Origin of the sequence: Brachybacterium sp. (assembly GCF_052095815.1) — a bacterium.
Classification (GTDB): domain Bacteria; phylum Actinomycetota; class Actinomycetes; order Actinomycetales; family Dermabacteraceae; genus Brachybacterium.
In genome coordinates this window covers 25,762-41,287 of record NZ_JBQDLF010000003.1, presented here as the reverse complement: position 1 = coordinate 41,287, position 15,526 = coordinate 25,762, and the positions used below count along the sequence as shown (strand labels likewise).

Below are 15,526 nucleotides of genomic sequence, written 5' to 3'. Positions count from 1 at the left end.
GCAGGAGGCCCACGGTAGCCATCGAACCGTTCGACCTGCAGCAGTTGTCTGGGATTGCCCCGGAGGCAGGCGCGCCCCGCCGGAGAGGTCGAGATCGTTGCCGACGATGCCTGGCCACCGTACGGTGGCCGGATGACCAGCCTGCCGCGTACGGCTCCCTTCCTGCCACCAGCCGACCTGCCCGTGGATCTGCGGCGCGTCGAGCTGCTGTGCGCGCGGCTGCGCCCCGAAGAGGGGTTCCAGCTCGAGCGGATCGACTGGACGATCGGGCGTGCCCCGCGGGGCGAGGGCTGGGACAACGCGCTGTGGCCGGTGGGTCAGCTGGAGGGTCGTCCGCTGGTGCTGAGAGTCGCACGGCGGGAGTCCGCTCGGGCGCTGCTGGGCCGCGAGGTGACGGTGCTGCGACGCCTGCGCGGGCTCGGGATCCCGCTGCCGATGGGGCTGCCGATCATCCTGGCCACTGCCGACGATGCCGTGCTGGCGCTGTGGATCGACGGCAGCACCGCGGATGAGGCGCCCCAGATGATCCGCGAACTGGTCGCACAGGACCTCGCTCGGATGCTCGCCACGATCCATTCCGGGCCCGCGCCGGAGGTCGGTCGGAACCCGGCGCGAGGCGTCCCGCTCGCGGAACGGATCACGGCGTTCGCCGCTGATCTCGACCGTGCAGACCTGCCGGACGCCGTGCGTGAGCGGGCAGAGGTTCGGTGGAGCACCGGACTGGCCGCAGCTCCCTGGGAAGGCCGGGAGCTGCTGCTGCACGGGGACCCGCACCCCGGGAACGTCGTCGTCCCCCTGCCTGGAACAGGAGGACGGGCCTCACTGATCGACTGGGGCGATACCACCCGCGGTGATCCGGCGAGCGACCTGGGAGGCCTGCTGCTGCACGTGCCGTCGACCACGGTGCTGGAGGATTACCGCGAGACGGCCGCCTGGACCGGGATCGACGATGATGCGATCTGGGATGCGCTGGTGTCCAGGGCGTGGGCGTGGGGGACCCGGATGGCTCTCGCACTGGTCAGCGCCTATCCGCCGACGCACAGCCTGGGCGCCGCCGGGCACAGTTTGCTATCACGCTGAGGCCGGGCGCCGTCAGCTTCCCGAATATTTCTGGCCCGCGTTCGGCGCACCTCACCGCCACACGTCGTCCTCCGCGGTCGCATGGATCAGCTCCTCGAGTCGCTCCTTGAGGTCCTCCAGGTCATAGCACCCGAGCAGGTCCAGGACCTCCTCGAAGACTTCGAGCTCCTCCTGGATCGGTGTCACCAGGGAGGGATCCACCGGCAAGGTGCAGTTCATCAGCTCCGACCCGAGCACTCGCAGTTCATCGACGCACCTCCAGCGCTGTCTGCACTCCATCATCAGCTCGAAGAAGGACCTGGGCGCAGCGGCGGGGATCATCGGCACGCCGAAGGTGGTCGTGATATCCGCAGTGGTCAGCACCCGGTGTGCAGGCAGATCGAAGAGGACCAGCCCGTGCTCGTGGGCGAGGCGCGCCACTGTGGCGACAGCCGCCGGCTGCGGACCATCGAACTCGACGGTGAGGACCTCACCCCAGAGCGTCCCGTACTCCCCGGGCACCTCCCAGGGGCTCTCCCGGCCGGCCGACGACGCCCTGAGACTCTTCACCGCCGCCCGACAGAAATCCAAGACCTCGGGGTCCTGGCTCGGAAGGGTGCCATGGCGGTACCAGGAGATGCCATGGCTGATCATCTTGGAGGAATACTCGTGGCACGCGGAGGCAGAGTCTGCCGGGGAGGGACCGGGCCAGAGAACGAGTGTGCGGATCATCGCGCGTCGCTTCCGCAGCGCGATCGGTGTGGTGCCCGCCCCTGGCAGAAGGGCCCGTGCGGGGGAGGGGCTGTGCTCGTGGCGCTCATGGGCGGAGCATGCCTCTTACGATGCGAGCGCCGTCCTGTCCATGCACATCCTGCTGGTCAACGGCCTGGAGAACGTTTCCTCCACAACGCTGTGCCCCGAGCTGTGCCCCGACTGAATCGTGGGGGTGGGAGCCACGACTGAATCGTGGGGGTGGGACGTCGTGGTTCTCCTGGCCGCGGATCGCGGCCGCATCTTGTGAGGGAGTCGGCCCCGAATCAGGGAGTCTGCAGAGGGGCCACCGGGTGCGTGACGCCGTCGACGATCAACTGGCCGGTGAGGTTCGGTGCGCTGTCAGGCCCGAACAGATCGAGGCTGTGGCCGCTCTGAAGCAGCACCGTAGACGGGATGGTCAGCCTTGGGACTGCTGGGATCCCTGCGAGCGTCCCTGACTCGATCCTGCAACCTGCTGTGCTGATGTTGAGGACGGTGAACGGCGTGGGATCAGGGAGCCCGTCCTCGTCTCCGCTTGAGGAGGACCGGGGACGGGCCGTCACCGCCAGCTGCTCCGGAGCGCAGGGCGGTGCGATGTCCAGGTCCTCACGCCAGTTCTCATCGGTCCCCAGGAGCACCCCGTATCCCGCGTGCTGCCAGGGCGAGGCTGTCATCTCATCGCCGTCGCGCACCCGGAGGGTCAGGTCACTCGGATCTGCGAGCGCTACCCAGTTGCCACCGAGCATGAGGGTGAGGGCGTCACCGTCGGGGCTGATCTGATGAGGACGGAACGAGAGGAAGGTGGCGGCAGATTCCCAGGCAGCGAGGTCGAGGGGTGCCCCAGCCTGGGTCAGGAAGGGGACGACGGGCTCGCCCTGACGGTCGACTCTCAGTCCGGAGAGCGTCGGCACGGTGCAGGAGCTCGGTGAGACGTTCTGGATCCGCAGGATGACGCTGTCCTCAGGGCCGGCGCCGCTGGCGGAGTCGAGCACCGCGTCCAGGGCCTCCGGTCCGCAGTCGCCCGTCGTCGGCGGCCGATCGGTCGGCACGAGCCCGCTGGCCGGAAAACCGCGCTGGATGGGGTCGCTGCTCGAGCCGTGAGAAGTGTTGTCGGCGGAGCGGAACGCTGTGCCCGTTCGCAGCTCCGGCCGCTCCAGGGTGGCGGCGGGGTCGTCCGGAGAGCTCTCGGACGGAGGCTGTTCGGGGGTCTCCTGCGGGCACTGGACCTCCTGCCAGGCGATCCGGGCTTCCTGCTGATCGATCTGCAGGAATACGCAGTGCGCGGACCATGACCGGTCCGCGTCGTCTTGGGCCGGGGAGGATGACGACCAGACGATCGCTCCGAGCGCCGGTTCCTCGGGCCCCTCCGAGTCCTCGGGAGAGAACAGCGCATAGTCGGCATCTGGCCACGCGGGATGGGCGAGGGCAACCGGACGGATCGAGCCCAGCTTGGCGGCGAGATGTGCGGGGGAGCGCACGCCCATCGCCCCCAGGAGCTCTCCGAGCACCGGGACCATGCGGTCCATCGTGGCGCTGAACTGCGTGGTCGAGGTGATGGGAGATGCGTCATGGGAAGCTCGTCTCGCCCCGAAGACGACGCTCGCAACCACGACCGCCACGACCAGCAGCACGAGCAGGAGTGCGCGCGCGAGGCCACGGGCGGAGCGACGTCCACGGATGATCGACATGCGCTGTGTCTACCTTGCGCGGAGCCCTGCCGGGGCCAAGTCCTCGGCACATCCGCCACCTGCGCGCAGGATCACCACTCTTGAGCGGTCCACGAGATATCGGTCGGCGCCCGGTCGAGGGAAATCACCGGGACCCGCAGCGGCCGAGCCACGTAGAGTGGGCCCGCCATGACCACGCCTTCTTCGACGCCTGCCTCCGCGCCTGCCACTGAGCCCGCCTCCACGCCAGCCTCTGCCTCCGACACCGGGCTGCGCCTGAACTATCCCGCGGAGCTCCCGGTCTCCCAGCAGCGCGAAGACATCCTGGACGCGCTGCGCGAGCACCAGGTGGTCGTGGTCGCCGGCGCCACCGGCTCCGGCAAGACCACTCAGATCCCCAAGATGCTGCTCGAGCTCGGCTACGGCAAGCGCGGGAAGCTCATCGGCCACACCCAGCCGCGCCGGATCGCCGCCCGCTCGGTCGCCCAGCGCATCGCGAGCGAGCTCGGTGAGAAGCTGGGGGAGGGGACCGTCGGCTTCCAGGTCCGCTTCACGCGCGAGACCAGCCGCAATGCCCGGCTGAAGCTCATGACCGATGGCATCCTGCTGGCGGAGATCGGCCGTGACCGGCTGCTGAAGCGCTATGACGCGATCATCATCGATGAGGCCCACGAGCGGTCCCTGAACATCGACGTGATCCTCGGCTATCTGCGCCAGATCCTGCCCCAGCGGCCGGATCTGAAGGTCGTCATCACCTCGGCCACGATCGACCCCGAACGCTTCGCCGAGCATTTCGCGAGCACCTCGCCCTCGGGTGAGAAGCGGCCAGCCCCGATCATCGAGGTCTCCGGGCGCACCTACCCCGTCGAGATCCGTTATCGACCCCTGGTGCTCGAGCCGGAGGTCGAGGAGGACGACGAGCTCGAGGACATCCACTCCGTCGAACGTGACCTCACCCAGGCGATCACCGACGCGGTCGACGAGCTCGCGGCCGAGGGCCCCGGTGACATGCTCGTCTTCCTCCCCGGCGAGCGCGAGATCCGTGAGATCTCCGAGGCGTTGACCGCCCATCTCAATCGCGGCACCCGGGGTCGTTCCGCGCTGCCGGTCGAGGTGCTCCCGCTGTTCGGGCGGCTCTCCGCCCAGGACCAGCAGAGGATCTTCTCCCCGCCGAAGGCCGGCACCTACCGCCGCCTCATCCTGTCCACGAACGTCGCCGAGACCTCGCTGACAGTCCCCGGCATCACCTATGTGATCGACTCCGGCCTGGCGCGCATCTCCCGCTACTCCCAGCGCACCAAGGTGCAGCGCCTCCCCATCGAGCCCATCTCCCAGGCCAGCGCCGACCAGCGCTCCGGCCGCTCGGGCCGCACCGCCCCGGGCATCGCGATCCGGCTGTTCTCCGAGGAGGATTTCGAGGGGCGCGAGGAGTTCACCGAACCCGAGATCCTGCGCACCTCGCTCGCCTCCGTGGTGCTGCTGATGACCTCGCTGGGGCTCGGGGACGTGGAGTCCTTCCCCTTCGTCGAACCGCCCGCCTCCCGCGCGATCACCGACGGGGTGCGGCTGCTGGACGAGCTGGGCGCGATCGAGGACGCCCCGGGCGAGCCCGGCGGCCGCCGACTCACGCCCGTGGGGCGCACGCTCGCCCGCTTCCCGCTGGATCCGCGGATGGCGCGCATGCTGATCGAGGCGCACCGTCTTGGTGCGCTGCGGGAGGTGCTGATCATCGTCGCCGCGATGTCGATCCAGGACCCGCGTGAGCGACCGCTGGGCCAGGAGCAGCAGGCCAAGGAGAAGCACAAGCGCTTCGAGGACGAGACCAGCGACTTCCTCGCCTACCTCAACCTCTGGAACCACCTCCAGGAACGGCGCAAGTCCTTGTCGAACTCCGCCTTCCGCCGCGAGGTGCGCTCCGAGCACCTGCACTACCTGCGGATCCGCGAATGGTGGGACCTGCACAGCCAGCTCAAGGACATGGCCAAAGACGCTGAGCTCTCCCGCAACGACAACGACGCCTCCCCGCAGGCGATCCACCAGTCGCTGCTCGCCGGGCTCCTCAGCCACGTCGGCCTGCTGGATGACCGCACCCGGGAGTATGCCGGCGCCCGCGGCGCCCGCTTCGCGCTCTGGCCCGGCTCGGCACTGTCCAAGAAACGGCCCGACTACGTGATGGTCGCCGAGCTCGTGGAGACCTCCCGGCTCTGGGGCCGTACCGCCGCCCGGATCGACCCGGCCTGGGCGGAGGAGACCGGCTCCCATGTGGTCAAGCGCTCACACTCCGCCCCGCACTGGTCCTCGAAGCAGGCCTCCGCGATGGCGCACGAGAAGGTCTCCCTGTTCGGGGTGCCGATCGTGGCCGACCGCGTCGTGGGCTACGGGCGCATCGATCCCGAGGCCGCCCGGGAGATCTTCCTCCAGAACGCCCTGATCGAAGGGGACTGGCGCACCCGCCACCACTTCTTCCGCGACAACCGGTCCCTGATCAAGGAGCTCGAGGAGCTCGAGGCGAAGACCCGTCGCCGCGATCTGCTGATCTCCGACGAGCAGCTGTTCAGCTTCTACGACCAGCGAATCCCTGCCACCGTGGTCTCCGGTCGACACTTCGACACCTGGTGGAAGACGCAGCGCCACGAGACCCCGGACCTGCTCACCCTCACCGAGCAGGATCTGCTCGCGGCCGACGAGAGCGTGGCGGAGGCGATCGCCGCAGACTTCCCCGACACCTGGGTGCAGGGAGACATCACCCTGCCGCTGAGCTACTCCTTCGGCGACGTGGGAGCGAAGGGCATCGACGGCGTCACCGCGACCGTGCCGCTGGCCGTGCTGAACCGCCTTCAGAAGCGCGGCTTCGACTGGCTCGTGCCCGGCATGCGCGAGGAACTGGTCACCGAGCTGATCCGCTCCCTGCCCAAGCCCATCCGCCGCCACCTGGTCCCCGCCCCGGAACGAGCCAAGACGGTCGCCGTGACGCTCCACGACGAGGATCCGGACGCCGGAGAGATCTTCCTCGAAGCCGTCGCCGACGAGCTGGTCGCCCTGCCGGGGGTCCCCGACGACCTCCCGCTGTACGGCCCCGAGTTCGACCTCGCGAAGCTGCCCCCGCATCTGCGGATGCATTTCCGCGTGGTCGACGACAAGGGCCGACAGATCGGCACCGGCGACGACCTCGAGACGCTCAAGGGGCGGCTCAAGCAGCGCGTCGACGCCTCGGTCTCCGCGCAAGCAGATGACCTGGCCCAGAAGGATCTGCCGAGCTTCCCCGCCGAGGGCGTGCCGGCGCTGCGGGAATCCACCGTCGGCGGGCTGAAGGTCACCGGCTACCCGGCGCTGGTGGCGCGCCGCGGTGAGGACGGCCGCCTGCGGCAGGTGGACCTCGCCGTGCTCGCCACCGCTGATGAGCAGGCACTCGCCCACCGTGAGGGCGTCATCGCCCTGTTGGACCGCGATCTCGGGGCCGACCTCGGCGCGGTCCTGAACGCGCTGCCGAATCCGACGAAGCTCGCCGTCGCGGGCTCGGACTACGCCTCCACCGCCGCGCTGCTCGCGGATGCCTCGACGGCGGCGACCGTGCACCTTGCGGGCACGGCGGTGGTGCGCACGCGGGCGGAGTACGACGCCCTCCTGGATCGTGTGCGCACTCAGCACGTCACCCTCGCCGCCCAGGCGGTGAAGGATGCGGCGGCGGCGCTCGCCACCGCTGGGAAGCTGCACAAGGAGCTCTCGCGGGCACCATCGCTGGCTGTGCTCTCCCACCTCACCCAGATCCGGGAGCACGCCGCCTCGCTGCTGGGTGACGGGTTCATCGCCCGCACCGGCATCACGCACCTCCCGGACCTGCGCCGGTACCTCGAAGCAGATTCGATCCGGCTGGACAAGCTGCCCGGCAACCCACGACGCGATGAGCAGCTCGCCTGGCAGATCGGAGATCTCCAGCAGCACTGGGCGACGCAGCGGGCGAAGCTCTCCGCCCGCCGCCGCGCCGAACCCGCCGCCCGCGAGATCGACTGGCTGCTCGAGGAATTCCGGGTGAGCCTGTTCGCCCAGACGCTCGGCACGAAGCAGACGGTCTCGGACAAGCGGATCCGCAAGGCGATCGCCGAGCTCTCCTGAGGTCGGTCAGGGGTGTCATGGGCATAGCGCCGGCTCGGCGGTAGCCGAGCAGGTCAAGAGCCGAGCAGGTCAAGAGCCGAGCCGGACAAGAGCAGAGCCTGCCGGGCACGGTGGCTGGCGTGGCGCACGGCACCCGGAGCGTGTCTGCGCGGTCACGTGACGAAGTTTTTACCCGCGCCGGCTGCGGGAGCCGACGGCGTGCGCGCCGGAATGAGGCTGGCTCCCTTTCGTGGCGTGATGACCGGCGGTGACGCCCGCAGCTCGCACCTCTGGCCCCGGGCGTGCTTCGGTCATGGCTCGCACAAGTCGGGACGCTCCGCGTCCCCGGAGGCAAGGGGAGACGTGACCTGCCTCCTTCCCTCGCCGTGATCGCTTCGTTACCTTGGCACAGCTCGGGATGACCGGGCATCGCCCACCGTCTCGGAACGAAGGACCCCCATCCTCATGGCATCTGCCACCACCGTCCGTACCGCCGCCCCGTTCTCTCGCCGCAGCCTCATCGCCGCCGGCACCCTCGGCCTCGCCTCCACGACAGGCCTCGGTGTCCTCGCTCCTGCCTCCGCGGTCGAGCCCGGTGCGGAGAAGGCGATCGGCGCCGACGAGTGGACCGAGGAGTTCCTCACCCGACCTGAGACCCGTGAGGGCTTCCTCGTGGACGCGATGGACGACTGGCAGCTCGCCAACGCGAAGTTCATCATCGCCGCGGTGAAGGGTCACGAACTGGGTGAGGAGGTCGCCGTCATCGCGCTGATCACGGCGATCGTCGAGTCATGGCTGTACAACTATGAGCCGGCCGTGGACGCGGATTCCGGCGGCCTGTTCCAGCAGCGTCCCTCGATGGGCTGGGGAACCTATGACCAGGTGCGTCACAAGCAGCACGCCCTGGACGCCTTCCTCGGGCTCGCGGAGGACACCGACGCGCCGGGCCTGCTCCAGGTCATCCCTGACGTCACGCGCTGGGAACCGGGCGCCGCCGCACAGACGGTGCAGTCCTCCGCGCACCCTGAGCGCTATGCGGAGCAGGTCACCGCGGCGCGCCAGATCTGGGAGCGTTACGCCTCCGAGGTCACGCCCTTCACCGCCTGAGGCGCGGCGGGTGGAGACGCCGGTGCCCCGCGCCACCGCAGGTGGAGATGACCGGCACACGGTGTTCTCACCGGCCTCGGTCACAGGCCCAGGGGCACCAGCCGTGGTCACAGGCCCAGGGTGGCGTCCTCGCATGGCTCGGCATCGACCCGGACATCGGTGATGCGCAGCTCTCCGTCGATGTAGAGCTGCAGCCGCGACCCGTTCGGTCCCTGGCTCTCCAGCCAATAGGCGCTGCCGGAGCTCTGCTCGCGCCCGAGGGCCTCGAATCCATGCTCCTCCAGCACCGGGTCGAGCGCCTCACGCCAGGGGTCCCAGTCCCGGCCCTGGCCGGGCTCCGGGTAGAGGACGTCGTCCGCTTTCCATATCCCTGGCCGATAGCGGCAGTCCTGTGCGCCGGGTTCGATGATCTCCTGTGAGCCACGCTCCCAGGCCAGCGGCCGCACTGTGGTGAGCGCCTCGAGGACGTCCTCCGCTACGACCTCGTACTGCGCCACCGCCTCCTCCGCAGGCATCGCGTCGCCACCGCCACCGCCACCGCATCCCGAGATCACGAGCAGCACCGCTGCGAGCAGGGTGGCGCGGCGGGGGAGGAGCCGGCTGCATGTCGACCGCTGCTCACCCATGGGCGGCACCGTCGTCGGTTCTGGTTCTGGTTCCGGTTTCTGTTCCGGTGCGGGCGCTCGCCAGTGCCAGGCGCACCGATCCGCGGCGCTCCCGAGTCGAGGGCTCGGCCACCAGCAGCAGCAGATCACCGATCCCCTCCAGCTCGGTCGCGTCACCGGGACGCATCGTCAGCTCCTGGACGTGCTCTGCGCCGGATACGGACAGGCGCAGCACCGCGTACGGCCCGTCCTCGTCGGCAAGAGTGCGGAAGACCCCTACCCGGAGCGTGCCGAGCGTGAGCTGGCCCGACTGCTGGATGAGATGCTGCGTCCACATCGGCTCACTCACCGATCCCGGTCATGAAGATCGAGGTGGCATACATCGGATCGTCAGGGTCGATCCTCACCTCGTAGGTGGTCGAGCCGTTCGGCCCGTGAGGGTTGGTCAGGATGATCTCGCCGGTCTCCTCGTCGTATCCGGAGACCTGGTAGACGTGCGCGGCCACCAGGTCGTCGCGGGCCGGCCCGATCGGCTTCATCGGATCGGTCATCACCGTGATCGGGCGGCCCTCATCGATCGCCTGCTTGTACTCGTCGAAGGAGGGCTGCCCGATGGAGTCTGACTCCCGTGCGGACTCGCCGGTGATCATCTCCAGGCCGGCGGCAGGGGTGTCCGCGGAGACGGCCGAGGCCCGGCCATCATTCGCGTTGATCATCGCCATCTCATAGATGGTCGCCCAGCTGGGGTCGCCGGTTCCATCATCCATGGTGCCGTTGACGCCGAGATCCTCGGGGCTGACGGGGACGTCCTGCCACTCGCCGTCGAGGAAGAGCTGCACCTCCCAGCCGTCGGCACCCGGTGGCTCACCGACGCCGCTGATGTTCTCGGCCAGGAGGCCCGGGTCCGTCTGCTGCACTGCCATCAGTGCTGCGAGATACCAGCAGTCGCCGAGGGATCCCTGGTTCACGAGCGAGGATTCGATGCCGTTCTGATCGATGTCGACATCGGCAGGATCCCACTGGGGATTCTCCACGGTGTACCGCGACCCGAGAGAGCTCTCGGGATCGCCCGCCTCGATGCGGTCGCGCCATATGTCACCGACGCGCTCACCGGCGTTGATCAGGTCCGACCAGTCCAGGAACTCGCCTCCGAGCATCCCGCCGTAGTCCCCGGCATCGATACGGCCCTCGGGATCGGAGGCGGCGTCCTGCTGCGCTGCCTGGAGTGCGAGATGCTCGGCCGCGCTGCCCAGATGGCCTGCCGTCAGCGACAGCTTCTGACGGCACTGCTCCCAGCGCTCACGGAAGTCGGTGGCGTCAGGTCCCTCCCAGCCGACGACGGCGACAGCACTCTGCAGCGCCTCCGCAGTCCCCGTGAGCTGCCCGTCGTGATCCCTGAACCGGCGTGCGAGCGCCACCAGTTCTGCCGTATCGGCCCCCCAGAACGTCATGCCCGAGGGTCCCACGGATGTTGTGACGCACGCAACGCAGGGCCAGTGCGGGTCATCTGCGGGTACTGATCAGGACGGCTGTGGGGTCGCGGCGCTCCATCGTGCGACTGCACGACGCTCCGCTTTCTTCTGATGCCGCGTGCTGTCCCTACGGAGCCGCTGATCTCGTTAGGCTGTGCCTCATGTCACCGTCGCCATCCGTGAGTTACTCCATCACGATCCGTCTCGAGTTCGCCGCCCGCTCTGCCGCCGTCAGCGACATCACCAGTCGCATCGAGAGACGCGGCGGGACCGTCACGGCCCTTGACGTCTCCGCCTCCGGGCCGGAGCGGATGCGCGCGGACATCACCGTGCTCACCGCGGGCCATGACCATGCCATGGAGGTCGTGGACGAGCTGCGCGGGATCGAGGGGGTCGAGCTCGGCAAGGTCTCCGATCGGACCTTCCTCGCCCATCTCGGCGGGAAGCTCACCGTCGAGTCCAAGCTCCCGATCCGTCACCGTGACGACCTCTCGATGATCTATACCCCGGGTGTGGCACGCGTGGTCAAGGCGATCGCCGAGAATCCCGAGGATGCACGGCGCCTGACCATCAAGCGCAACACCGTCGCCGTGGTCACCGACGGCTCCGCCATCCTGGGGCTCGGGGACCTCGGCCCGCTCGCCGCGATGCCGGTGATGGAGGGCAAGGCCGCGCTGTTCAAGCGCTTCGCCGGCATCGACGCGTTCCCGATCTGCCTGGACGCCCATTCGGTGGACGACATCGTCTCCCATGTGAAGGCGATCGCGCCGGTCTTCGCCGGCATCAACCTCGAGGACATCTCCGCCCCGCGCTGCTTCGAGATCGAGGATCGGCTGCGCGCCGAGCTCGACATCCCCGTCTTCCACGACGACCAGCACGGCACCGCGATCGTGGTGGTCGCCGCGCTGCGCAACGCGCTGCGCGTGGTCGAGAAGGACATCTCCACGGCCCGCATCGTGCTCTCCGGAGCGGGAGCGGCCGGCACCGCCATCCTTCGCCTCCTGCGTGCGGCCGGTGCTCGTGACGTCGTGGTCACCGACATCGACGGCATCGTCCATGAAGGCCGCGAGCAGCTCGAAGGGCGCCTGCCCTGGATCGCCGAGGTCACCAACCCGCGAGAGCTCACCGGCACCCTCCGGGATGCGGTGGTCGACGCGGATGTGTTCATCGGCGTCAGTGCCGGGAATATCCTCACCGCCGAGGACGTCGCCACCATGGCCGAGCGCTCGATCGTGTTCGCGATGGCGAATCCGACCCCCGAGATCGATCCGGCCGAGGCGGTCAAGCACGCCGAGGTGGTCGCGACCGGTCGCAGCGACTTCGCGAACCAGATCAACAATGTCCTCGCCTTCCCCGGCGTGTTCCGAGGGCTGCTGGACGCCCATGCCACCCGGGTCAGCGACCGGATGCTGCTGGCGGCGGCCAAGGCCCTCGCCGACGTCGTCTCCGCCGACGAGCTCAACCCCACTTACATCGTGCCCAGCGTCTTCCACGAGGGCGTGACCAAGGCGGTGGCGAGCGCCGTTGAGACGGTGGCCCGCGAGGAGGCCGGAACGGTCGACACCATCACCGGCGCGATGACGGCCGTCTACGCCGACGAGATCACGCTCGAAGGCTGAGCGACGTGCTGCGAGCATGCGAGCGGGAGGAGCTCAGTGAAGGGCACAGAGGCTGAGCGACGTGCTGCGAGCGTGCGAGCGGGAGGAGCTCAGCGAAGAGCACAGAGGCTGAGAGCAGGACCTGAGCAGCAAGAACGGCGCGCACCGGACGGTGCGCGCCGTTCTTGCTGTTCGACCTCTGCGGGTCAGCGCGTGCTGAGCTCCGCAGGCTCGTCCTCTGGGTCCACCTGGTGCTGGGCGGCAGCTCGTCGCAGCACCCGTTCCCCCACCCAGACGGCGAGCCCGAGCGCGATGCCGACCACATCGAACAGGACGTCCGCGGCGTCGCCGCTGCGCGCCGGCATCGCCACCAGCTGCACGAGCTCGATCAGCACCGCATGCGCGAGGGCGACGATCACCACCCAGCCCATCGGGAACCGCTTCCGCGGTGCCAGCACCCGGCCCGCGGCGAAGACGGTCAGCGCGAACACCAGCAGATGCACGGCCTTGTCGAGGCCGGGCATGTCGGTGCCCGGGGTTCCCTCCGGGAGCGAGGGCAGATAGAAGCCGATGTTCAGCAGCAGTGCCAGGGCCAGCAGGCCCAGCCGCCACACCAGCGAGCCACCCACCCGTCGGATCTCCGAGGGCAGGCGGCGGATGAAATCGACGGCGACGTCCATGGCCAGCATTCTTCCAGCCCCGTGGCCAGCGATCGGGGAGGCGAGGCCGTCACGCCGTCGCGGAGCATCGAGGGGACGGCGGGAGGGCAACGGGGACCCGAGTGGGACCGGCCCGTCGGGAAGGGTGCCGGTACGATCGAGGCATCACGTCACCTAGCCAGGGAGCAGTCATGTCCTCCACCTCCGACCCGTCCCGGATGGACCCCTACAGCGACGATCCGGGCGCGGCGCCCGGCAGCACCGCGGTGCTGGACCGACAGCTGCAGGAACAGGACCAGAAGACCGACGACGGCGATCATGACCGGTTCGCGCACTATGTGCGCAAGGACAAGGTCACCCAGGCCGCCCTCGGCGGCACGCCCGTGATCGCGCTGTGCGGAAAGGTGTGGGTGCCCGGCCGGGACCCCCAGAAGTACCCGGTGTGCCCGGAGTGCAAGGAGATCTACGAGGGGATGCGCGAGCCGAACGACGGCGGCGACGGCAAGGGCGGCTCCGGCAAGGGCGGCGGCTTCCGCGGCTTCTTCGGCGGGCGGCGCTGACCCGCCAGGCGCTGCTGACCAGGCGCGCTCTTCAGAGCCCGGGGGCGCGCCGGACCTTCCTCACACCGCGTCCGTCGGCGGGTCGTCACCCGTCGGCGGTACGGTGGTCCACGCTGTGAGTACCCCTTCTCTTTTCTCCACGAGCGATCCCCGCCAGCCCTCCGAGGCGGCCGCGCGATCGCTGCCCGTCGCGTACCCCGAACGTGCCGCCTGGGGCACCGTCCCCAAGCTGCGTGCCTGGCAGGCCGAGGCGCTCGAGCTGTACCGCGCCCGCGCCCCCAAGGATTTCCTGGCCGTCGCGACACCCGGCGCCGGCAAGACCACCTTCGCACTGCAGATCGCGGCCGCTCTCCTCGCCGAGGGCACCGTTCGCCGCATCACGGTGGTCGCGCCGACCGAGCACCTGAAGACCCAGTGGGCTGATGCCGCCGCCCGCGTGGGCATCTCGCTGGACCCGAACTTCTCCAACGCCCAGGGCGCCCACGGCAGCCACTACCAGGGCGTCGCGGTGACCTATGCGCAGATCGGCATGCACCCGGCACTGCATCGTGCCCGCACGGAAGCCGACCGCACCCTGGTGATCCTCGACGAGATCCACCACGCGGGCGACGCCCGCACCTGGGGCGACGGCGTGCGGGATGCGTTCGATCCGGCCACCCGCCGGCTCGCGCTGACGGGAACCCCCTTCCGCTCGGACGATTCACAGATCCCCTTCGTCACCTACGAGCAGGACGGCGAGGGCTTCCTGCGCTCCAAGGCCGACTACACCTACGGCTACGGCGAGGCGCTGCGCGACCATGTGGTGCGCCCGGTGCTGTTCATGACCTATTCGGGGCGGATGCACTGGCGCACCAAGACCGGTGACGAGGTCTCCGCCCAGCTCGGCGCGCTCGAGACCAAGGACATCACCCAGCAGGCCTGGCGCACAGCGCTGGACCCCAAGGGGGAGTGGATCCAGTCGGTGCTCTCCGCGGCCGATCGCCGCCTCACCGAGGTGCGGCGCCATGTGCCCGACGCCGGTGGACTCGTGATCGCCACTGACCAGAAGGCCGCGCGCTCCTATGCCGCGACGCTCCAGGACATCACCGGGCAGGCGCCCACCGTGGTCCTCTCCGACGACGTCGGCGCCGGGAAGCGCATCGAGGACTTCTCCACCTCCGAGGACCGGTGGATGGTCGCGGTGCGCATGGTCTCCGAAGGCGTGGACGTGCCGCGCCTGGCCGTGGGCGTCTACGCCACCTCGACCTCCACTCCGATGTTCTTCGCCCAGGCCGTGGGCCGCTTCGTGCGCTCGCGGACCCGTGGCGAGACGGCCAGCGTCTTCCTGCCCACGGTCCCGATCCTGATGGGCCACGCCGCCGAGATGGAGGCCGAGCGCGACCACGTCCTCGATCGTCGGCCCAAGGGCGGCGATGAGGAGACCGGCCTCGACGAGAGCCTCATCGAGCAGGCGAACCGTCCCGAGCAGACGAGCGATCAGCTGGAGATGACCTTCGAGGCGCTCGAGTCCGAGGCCTCCTTCGACCGGGTGCTGTTCGACGGCGGCGAATACGGTGCCGGCGGCATGATCGGCTCCGAGGACGAGCAGGAGTTCCTGGGCATCCCGGGCCTGCTCGACGCCGATCAGATGCGTGAGGTGCTCCAGCAGCAGCAGGCCCAGCAGCAGGCGCGCCGGCAGAAGAACGGGACGGCGAACACCCCGGTCACTCCCGGCGTGGTCGACCACCGGCAGCTGATGGAGCTGCGCAAGGAGCTCAGCGCCCTGGTCTCCGCCTGGGCGAAGAAGTCCGGCACCCCGCACGGCTCGGTCCACAACACGCTGCGCAGCCGCAGCGGCGGGCCAGCCGTCGCCCAGGCCAGCGCCGAACAGATCCAGGAACGGATCGGGATCGTGCGCGGCTGGTTCGTCGGCCGCCGCTGAGCCGCTCGACCCGCACGGCGCTGGATCTGCTCA

At 69.4% G+C, this 15,526-nt stretch carries 12 protein-coding genes; 6 read left to right on the top strand and 6 right to left on the bottom strand.

What is annotated here, in order from left to right; translation table 11 throughout:
- Positions 1–132 precede the first annotated feature (132 nt).
- Entirely contained in the window at positions 133–1,080 is a 948-nt protein-coding gene (locus ACTH43_RS01960; RefSeq protein ID WP_441443244.1) for a phosphotransferase, read from the top strand.
- Positions 1,081–1,131: 51 nt separating this feature from the next.
- On the opposite strand, the gene ACTH43_RS01955 is transcribed toward ACTH43_RS01960, so the two are convergent.
- Positions 1,132–1,713 carry a hypothetical protein gene (locus ACTH43_RS01955; protein WP_441443243.1) on the bottom strand — a complete coding sequence of 194 codons (582 nt, stop codon included), beginning with the start codon at positions 1,711–1,713 and terminating at the stop codon, positions 1,132–1,134.
- Between the two features lie 383 nt (positions 1,714–2,096).
- Positions 2,097–3,500 (bottom strand): hypothetical protein, encoded by a 1,404-nt coding sequence (locus ACTH43_RS01950; RefSeq protein WP_441443242.1) that lies wholly within the window; start codon positions 3,498–3,500, stop codon positions 2,097–2,099.
- Between the two features lie 168 nt (positions 3,501–3,668).
- On the opposite strand from ACTH43_RS01950, the gene hrpA reads away from it, so the two are divergent.
- Positions 3,669–7,592 carry an ATP-dependent RNA helicase HrpA gene (gene hrpA / locus ACTH43_RS01945; protein ID WP_441443241.1) on the top strand — a complete coding sequence of 1,308 codons (3,924 nt, stop codon included), beginning with the start codon at positions 3,669–3,671 and terminating at the stop codon, positions 7,590–7,592.
- A gap of 444 nt (positions 7,593–8,036) precedes the next feature.
- On the top strand, positions 8,037–8,678 hold the full coding sequence (locus tag ACTH43_RS01940) for a hypothetical protein (protein ID WP_441443240.1): 642 nt from the start codon (positions 8,037–8,039) through the stop codon (positions 8,676–8,678).
- 107 nt (positions 8,679–8,785) lie between these two features.
- On the opposite strand, the gene ACTH43_RS01935 is transcribed toward ACTH43_RS01940, so the two are convergent.
- From ACTH43_RS01935 to ACTH43_RS01925, 3 genes are read right to left on the bottom strand one after another with little or no spacing between them, the layout of a single operon-like run.
- On the bottom strand, positions 8,786–9,304 hold the full coding sequence (locus ACTH43_RS01935; RefSeq protein WP_441443239.1) for a hypothetical protein: 519 nt from the start codon (positions 9,302–9,304) through the stop codon (positions 8,786–8,788).
- Entirely contained in the window at positions 9,297–9,632 is a 336-nt protein-coding gene (locus tag ACTH43_RS01930; RefSeq protein ID WP_441443238.1) for a hypothetical protein, read from the bottom strand. The genes ACTH43_RS01935 and ACTH43_RS01930 overlap by 8 nt, the downstream gene beginning before the upstream one ends.
- Entirely contained in the window at positions 9,625–10,734 is a 1,110-nt protein-coding gene (locus tag ACTH43_RS01925) for a C2 family cysteine protease (protein WP_441443237.1), read from the bottom strand. Before ACTH43_RS01925 ends, ACTH43_RS01930 begins: the two co-directional genes overlap by 8 nt.
- A 182-nt stretch (positions 10,735–10,916) precedes the next feature.
- On the opposite strand from ACTH43_RS01925, the gene ACTH43_RS01920 reads away from it, so the two are divergent.
- The gene (locus ACTH43_RS01920) at positions 10,917–12,374 is read left to right on the top strand and encodes an NAD-dependent malic enzyme (protein WP_441443236.1); all 1,458 of its coding nucleotides are present in this window, start codon (positions 10,917–10,919) and stop codon (positions 12,372–12,374) included.
- A 185-nt stretch (positions 12,375–12,559) separates the two neighbouring features.
- Here the strand turns inward: ACTH43_RS01920 and ACTH43_RS01915 are convergent, their stop codons facing one another.
- Positions 12,560–13,033 carry a VanZ family protein gene (locus ACTH43_RS01915; protein ID WP_441443235.1) on the bottom strand — a complete coding sequence of 158 codons (474 nt, stop codon included), beginning with the start codon at positions 13,031–13,033 and terminating at the stop codon, positions 12,560–12,562.
- 170 nt (positions 13,034–13,203) lie between these two features.
- On the opposite strand from ACTH43_RS01915, the gene ACTH43_RS01910 reads away from it, so the two are divergent.
- Both ACTH43_RS01910 and ACTH43_RS01905 read left to right on the top strand, forming a co-directional pair.
- Positions 13,204–13,572 (top strand): DUF3039 domain-containing protein, encoded by a 369-nt coding sequence (locus ACTH43_RS01910; RefSeq protein ID WP_441443234.1) that lies wholly within the window; start codon positions 13,204–13,206, stop codon positions 13,570–13,572.
- Positions 13,573–13,675: 103 nt separating this feature from the next.
- On the top strand, positions 13,676–15,493 hold the full coding sequence (locus ACTH43_RS01905; protein WP_441443233.1) for a DEAD/DEAH box helicase: 1,818 nt from the start codon (positions 13,676–13,678) through the stop codon (positions 15,491–15,493).
- Positions 15,494–15,526 lie beyond the last annotated feature (33 nt).

What these genes read in the sequence shown, in the direction of transcription:
- ACTH43_RS01950 (WP_441443242.1), bottom strand. Translation starts at nt 3,500, where the DNA reads ATGTCGATCATCCGTGGACGTCGCTCCGCCCGTGGCCTCGCGCGCGCA.
- hrpA (WP_441443241.1), top strand. Translation starts at nt 3,669, where the DNA reads ATGACCACGCCTTCTTCGACGCCTGCCTCCGCGCCTGCCACTGAGCCC.
- ACTH43_RS01910 (WP_441443234.1), top strand. Translation starts at nt 13,204, where the DNA reads ATGTCCTCCACCTCCGACCCGTCCCGGATGGACCCCTACAGCGACGAT.
- ACTH43_RS01955 (WP_441443243.1), bottom strand. Translation starts at nt 1,713, where the DNA reads ATGATCAGCCATGGCATCTCCTGGTACCGCCATGGCACCCTTCCGAGC.
- ACTH43_RS01915 (WP_441443235.1), bottom strand. Translation starts at nt 13,033, where the DNA reads ATGGACGTCGCCGTCGATTTCATCCGCCGCCTGCCCTCGGAGATCCGA.
- ACTH43_RS01940 (WP_441443240.1), top strand. Translation starts at nt 8,037, where the DNA reads ATGGCATCTGCCACCACCGTCCGTACCGCCGCCCCGTTCTCTCGCCGC.
- ACTH43_RS01920 (WP_441443236.1), top strand. Translation starts at nt 10,917, where the DNA reads ATGTCACCGTCGCCATCCGTGAGTTACTCCATCACGATCCGTCTCGAG.
- ACTH43_RS01960 (WP_441443244.1), top strand. Translation starts at nt 133, where the DNA reads ATGACCAGCCTGCCGCGTACGGCTCCCTTCCTGCCACCAGCCGACCTG.
- ACTH43_RS01935 (WP_441443239.1), bottom strand. Translation starts at nt 9,304, where the DNA reads ATGGGTGAGCAGCGGTCGACATGCAGCCGGCTCCTCCCCCGCCGCGCC.
- ACTH43_RS01925 (WP_441443237.1), bottom strand. Translation starts at nt 10,734, where the DNA reads ATGACGTTCTGGGGGGCCGATACGGCAGAACTGGTGGCGCTCGCACGC.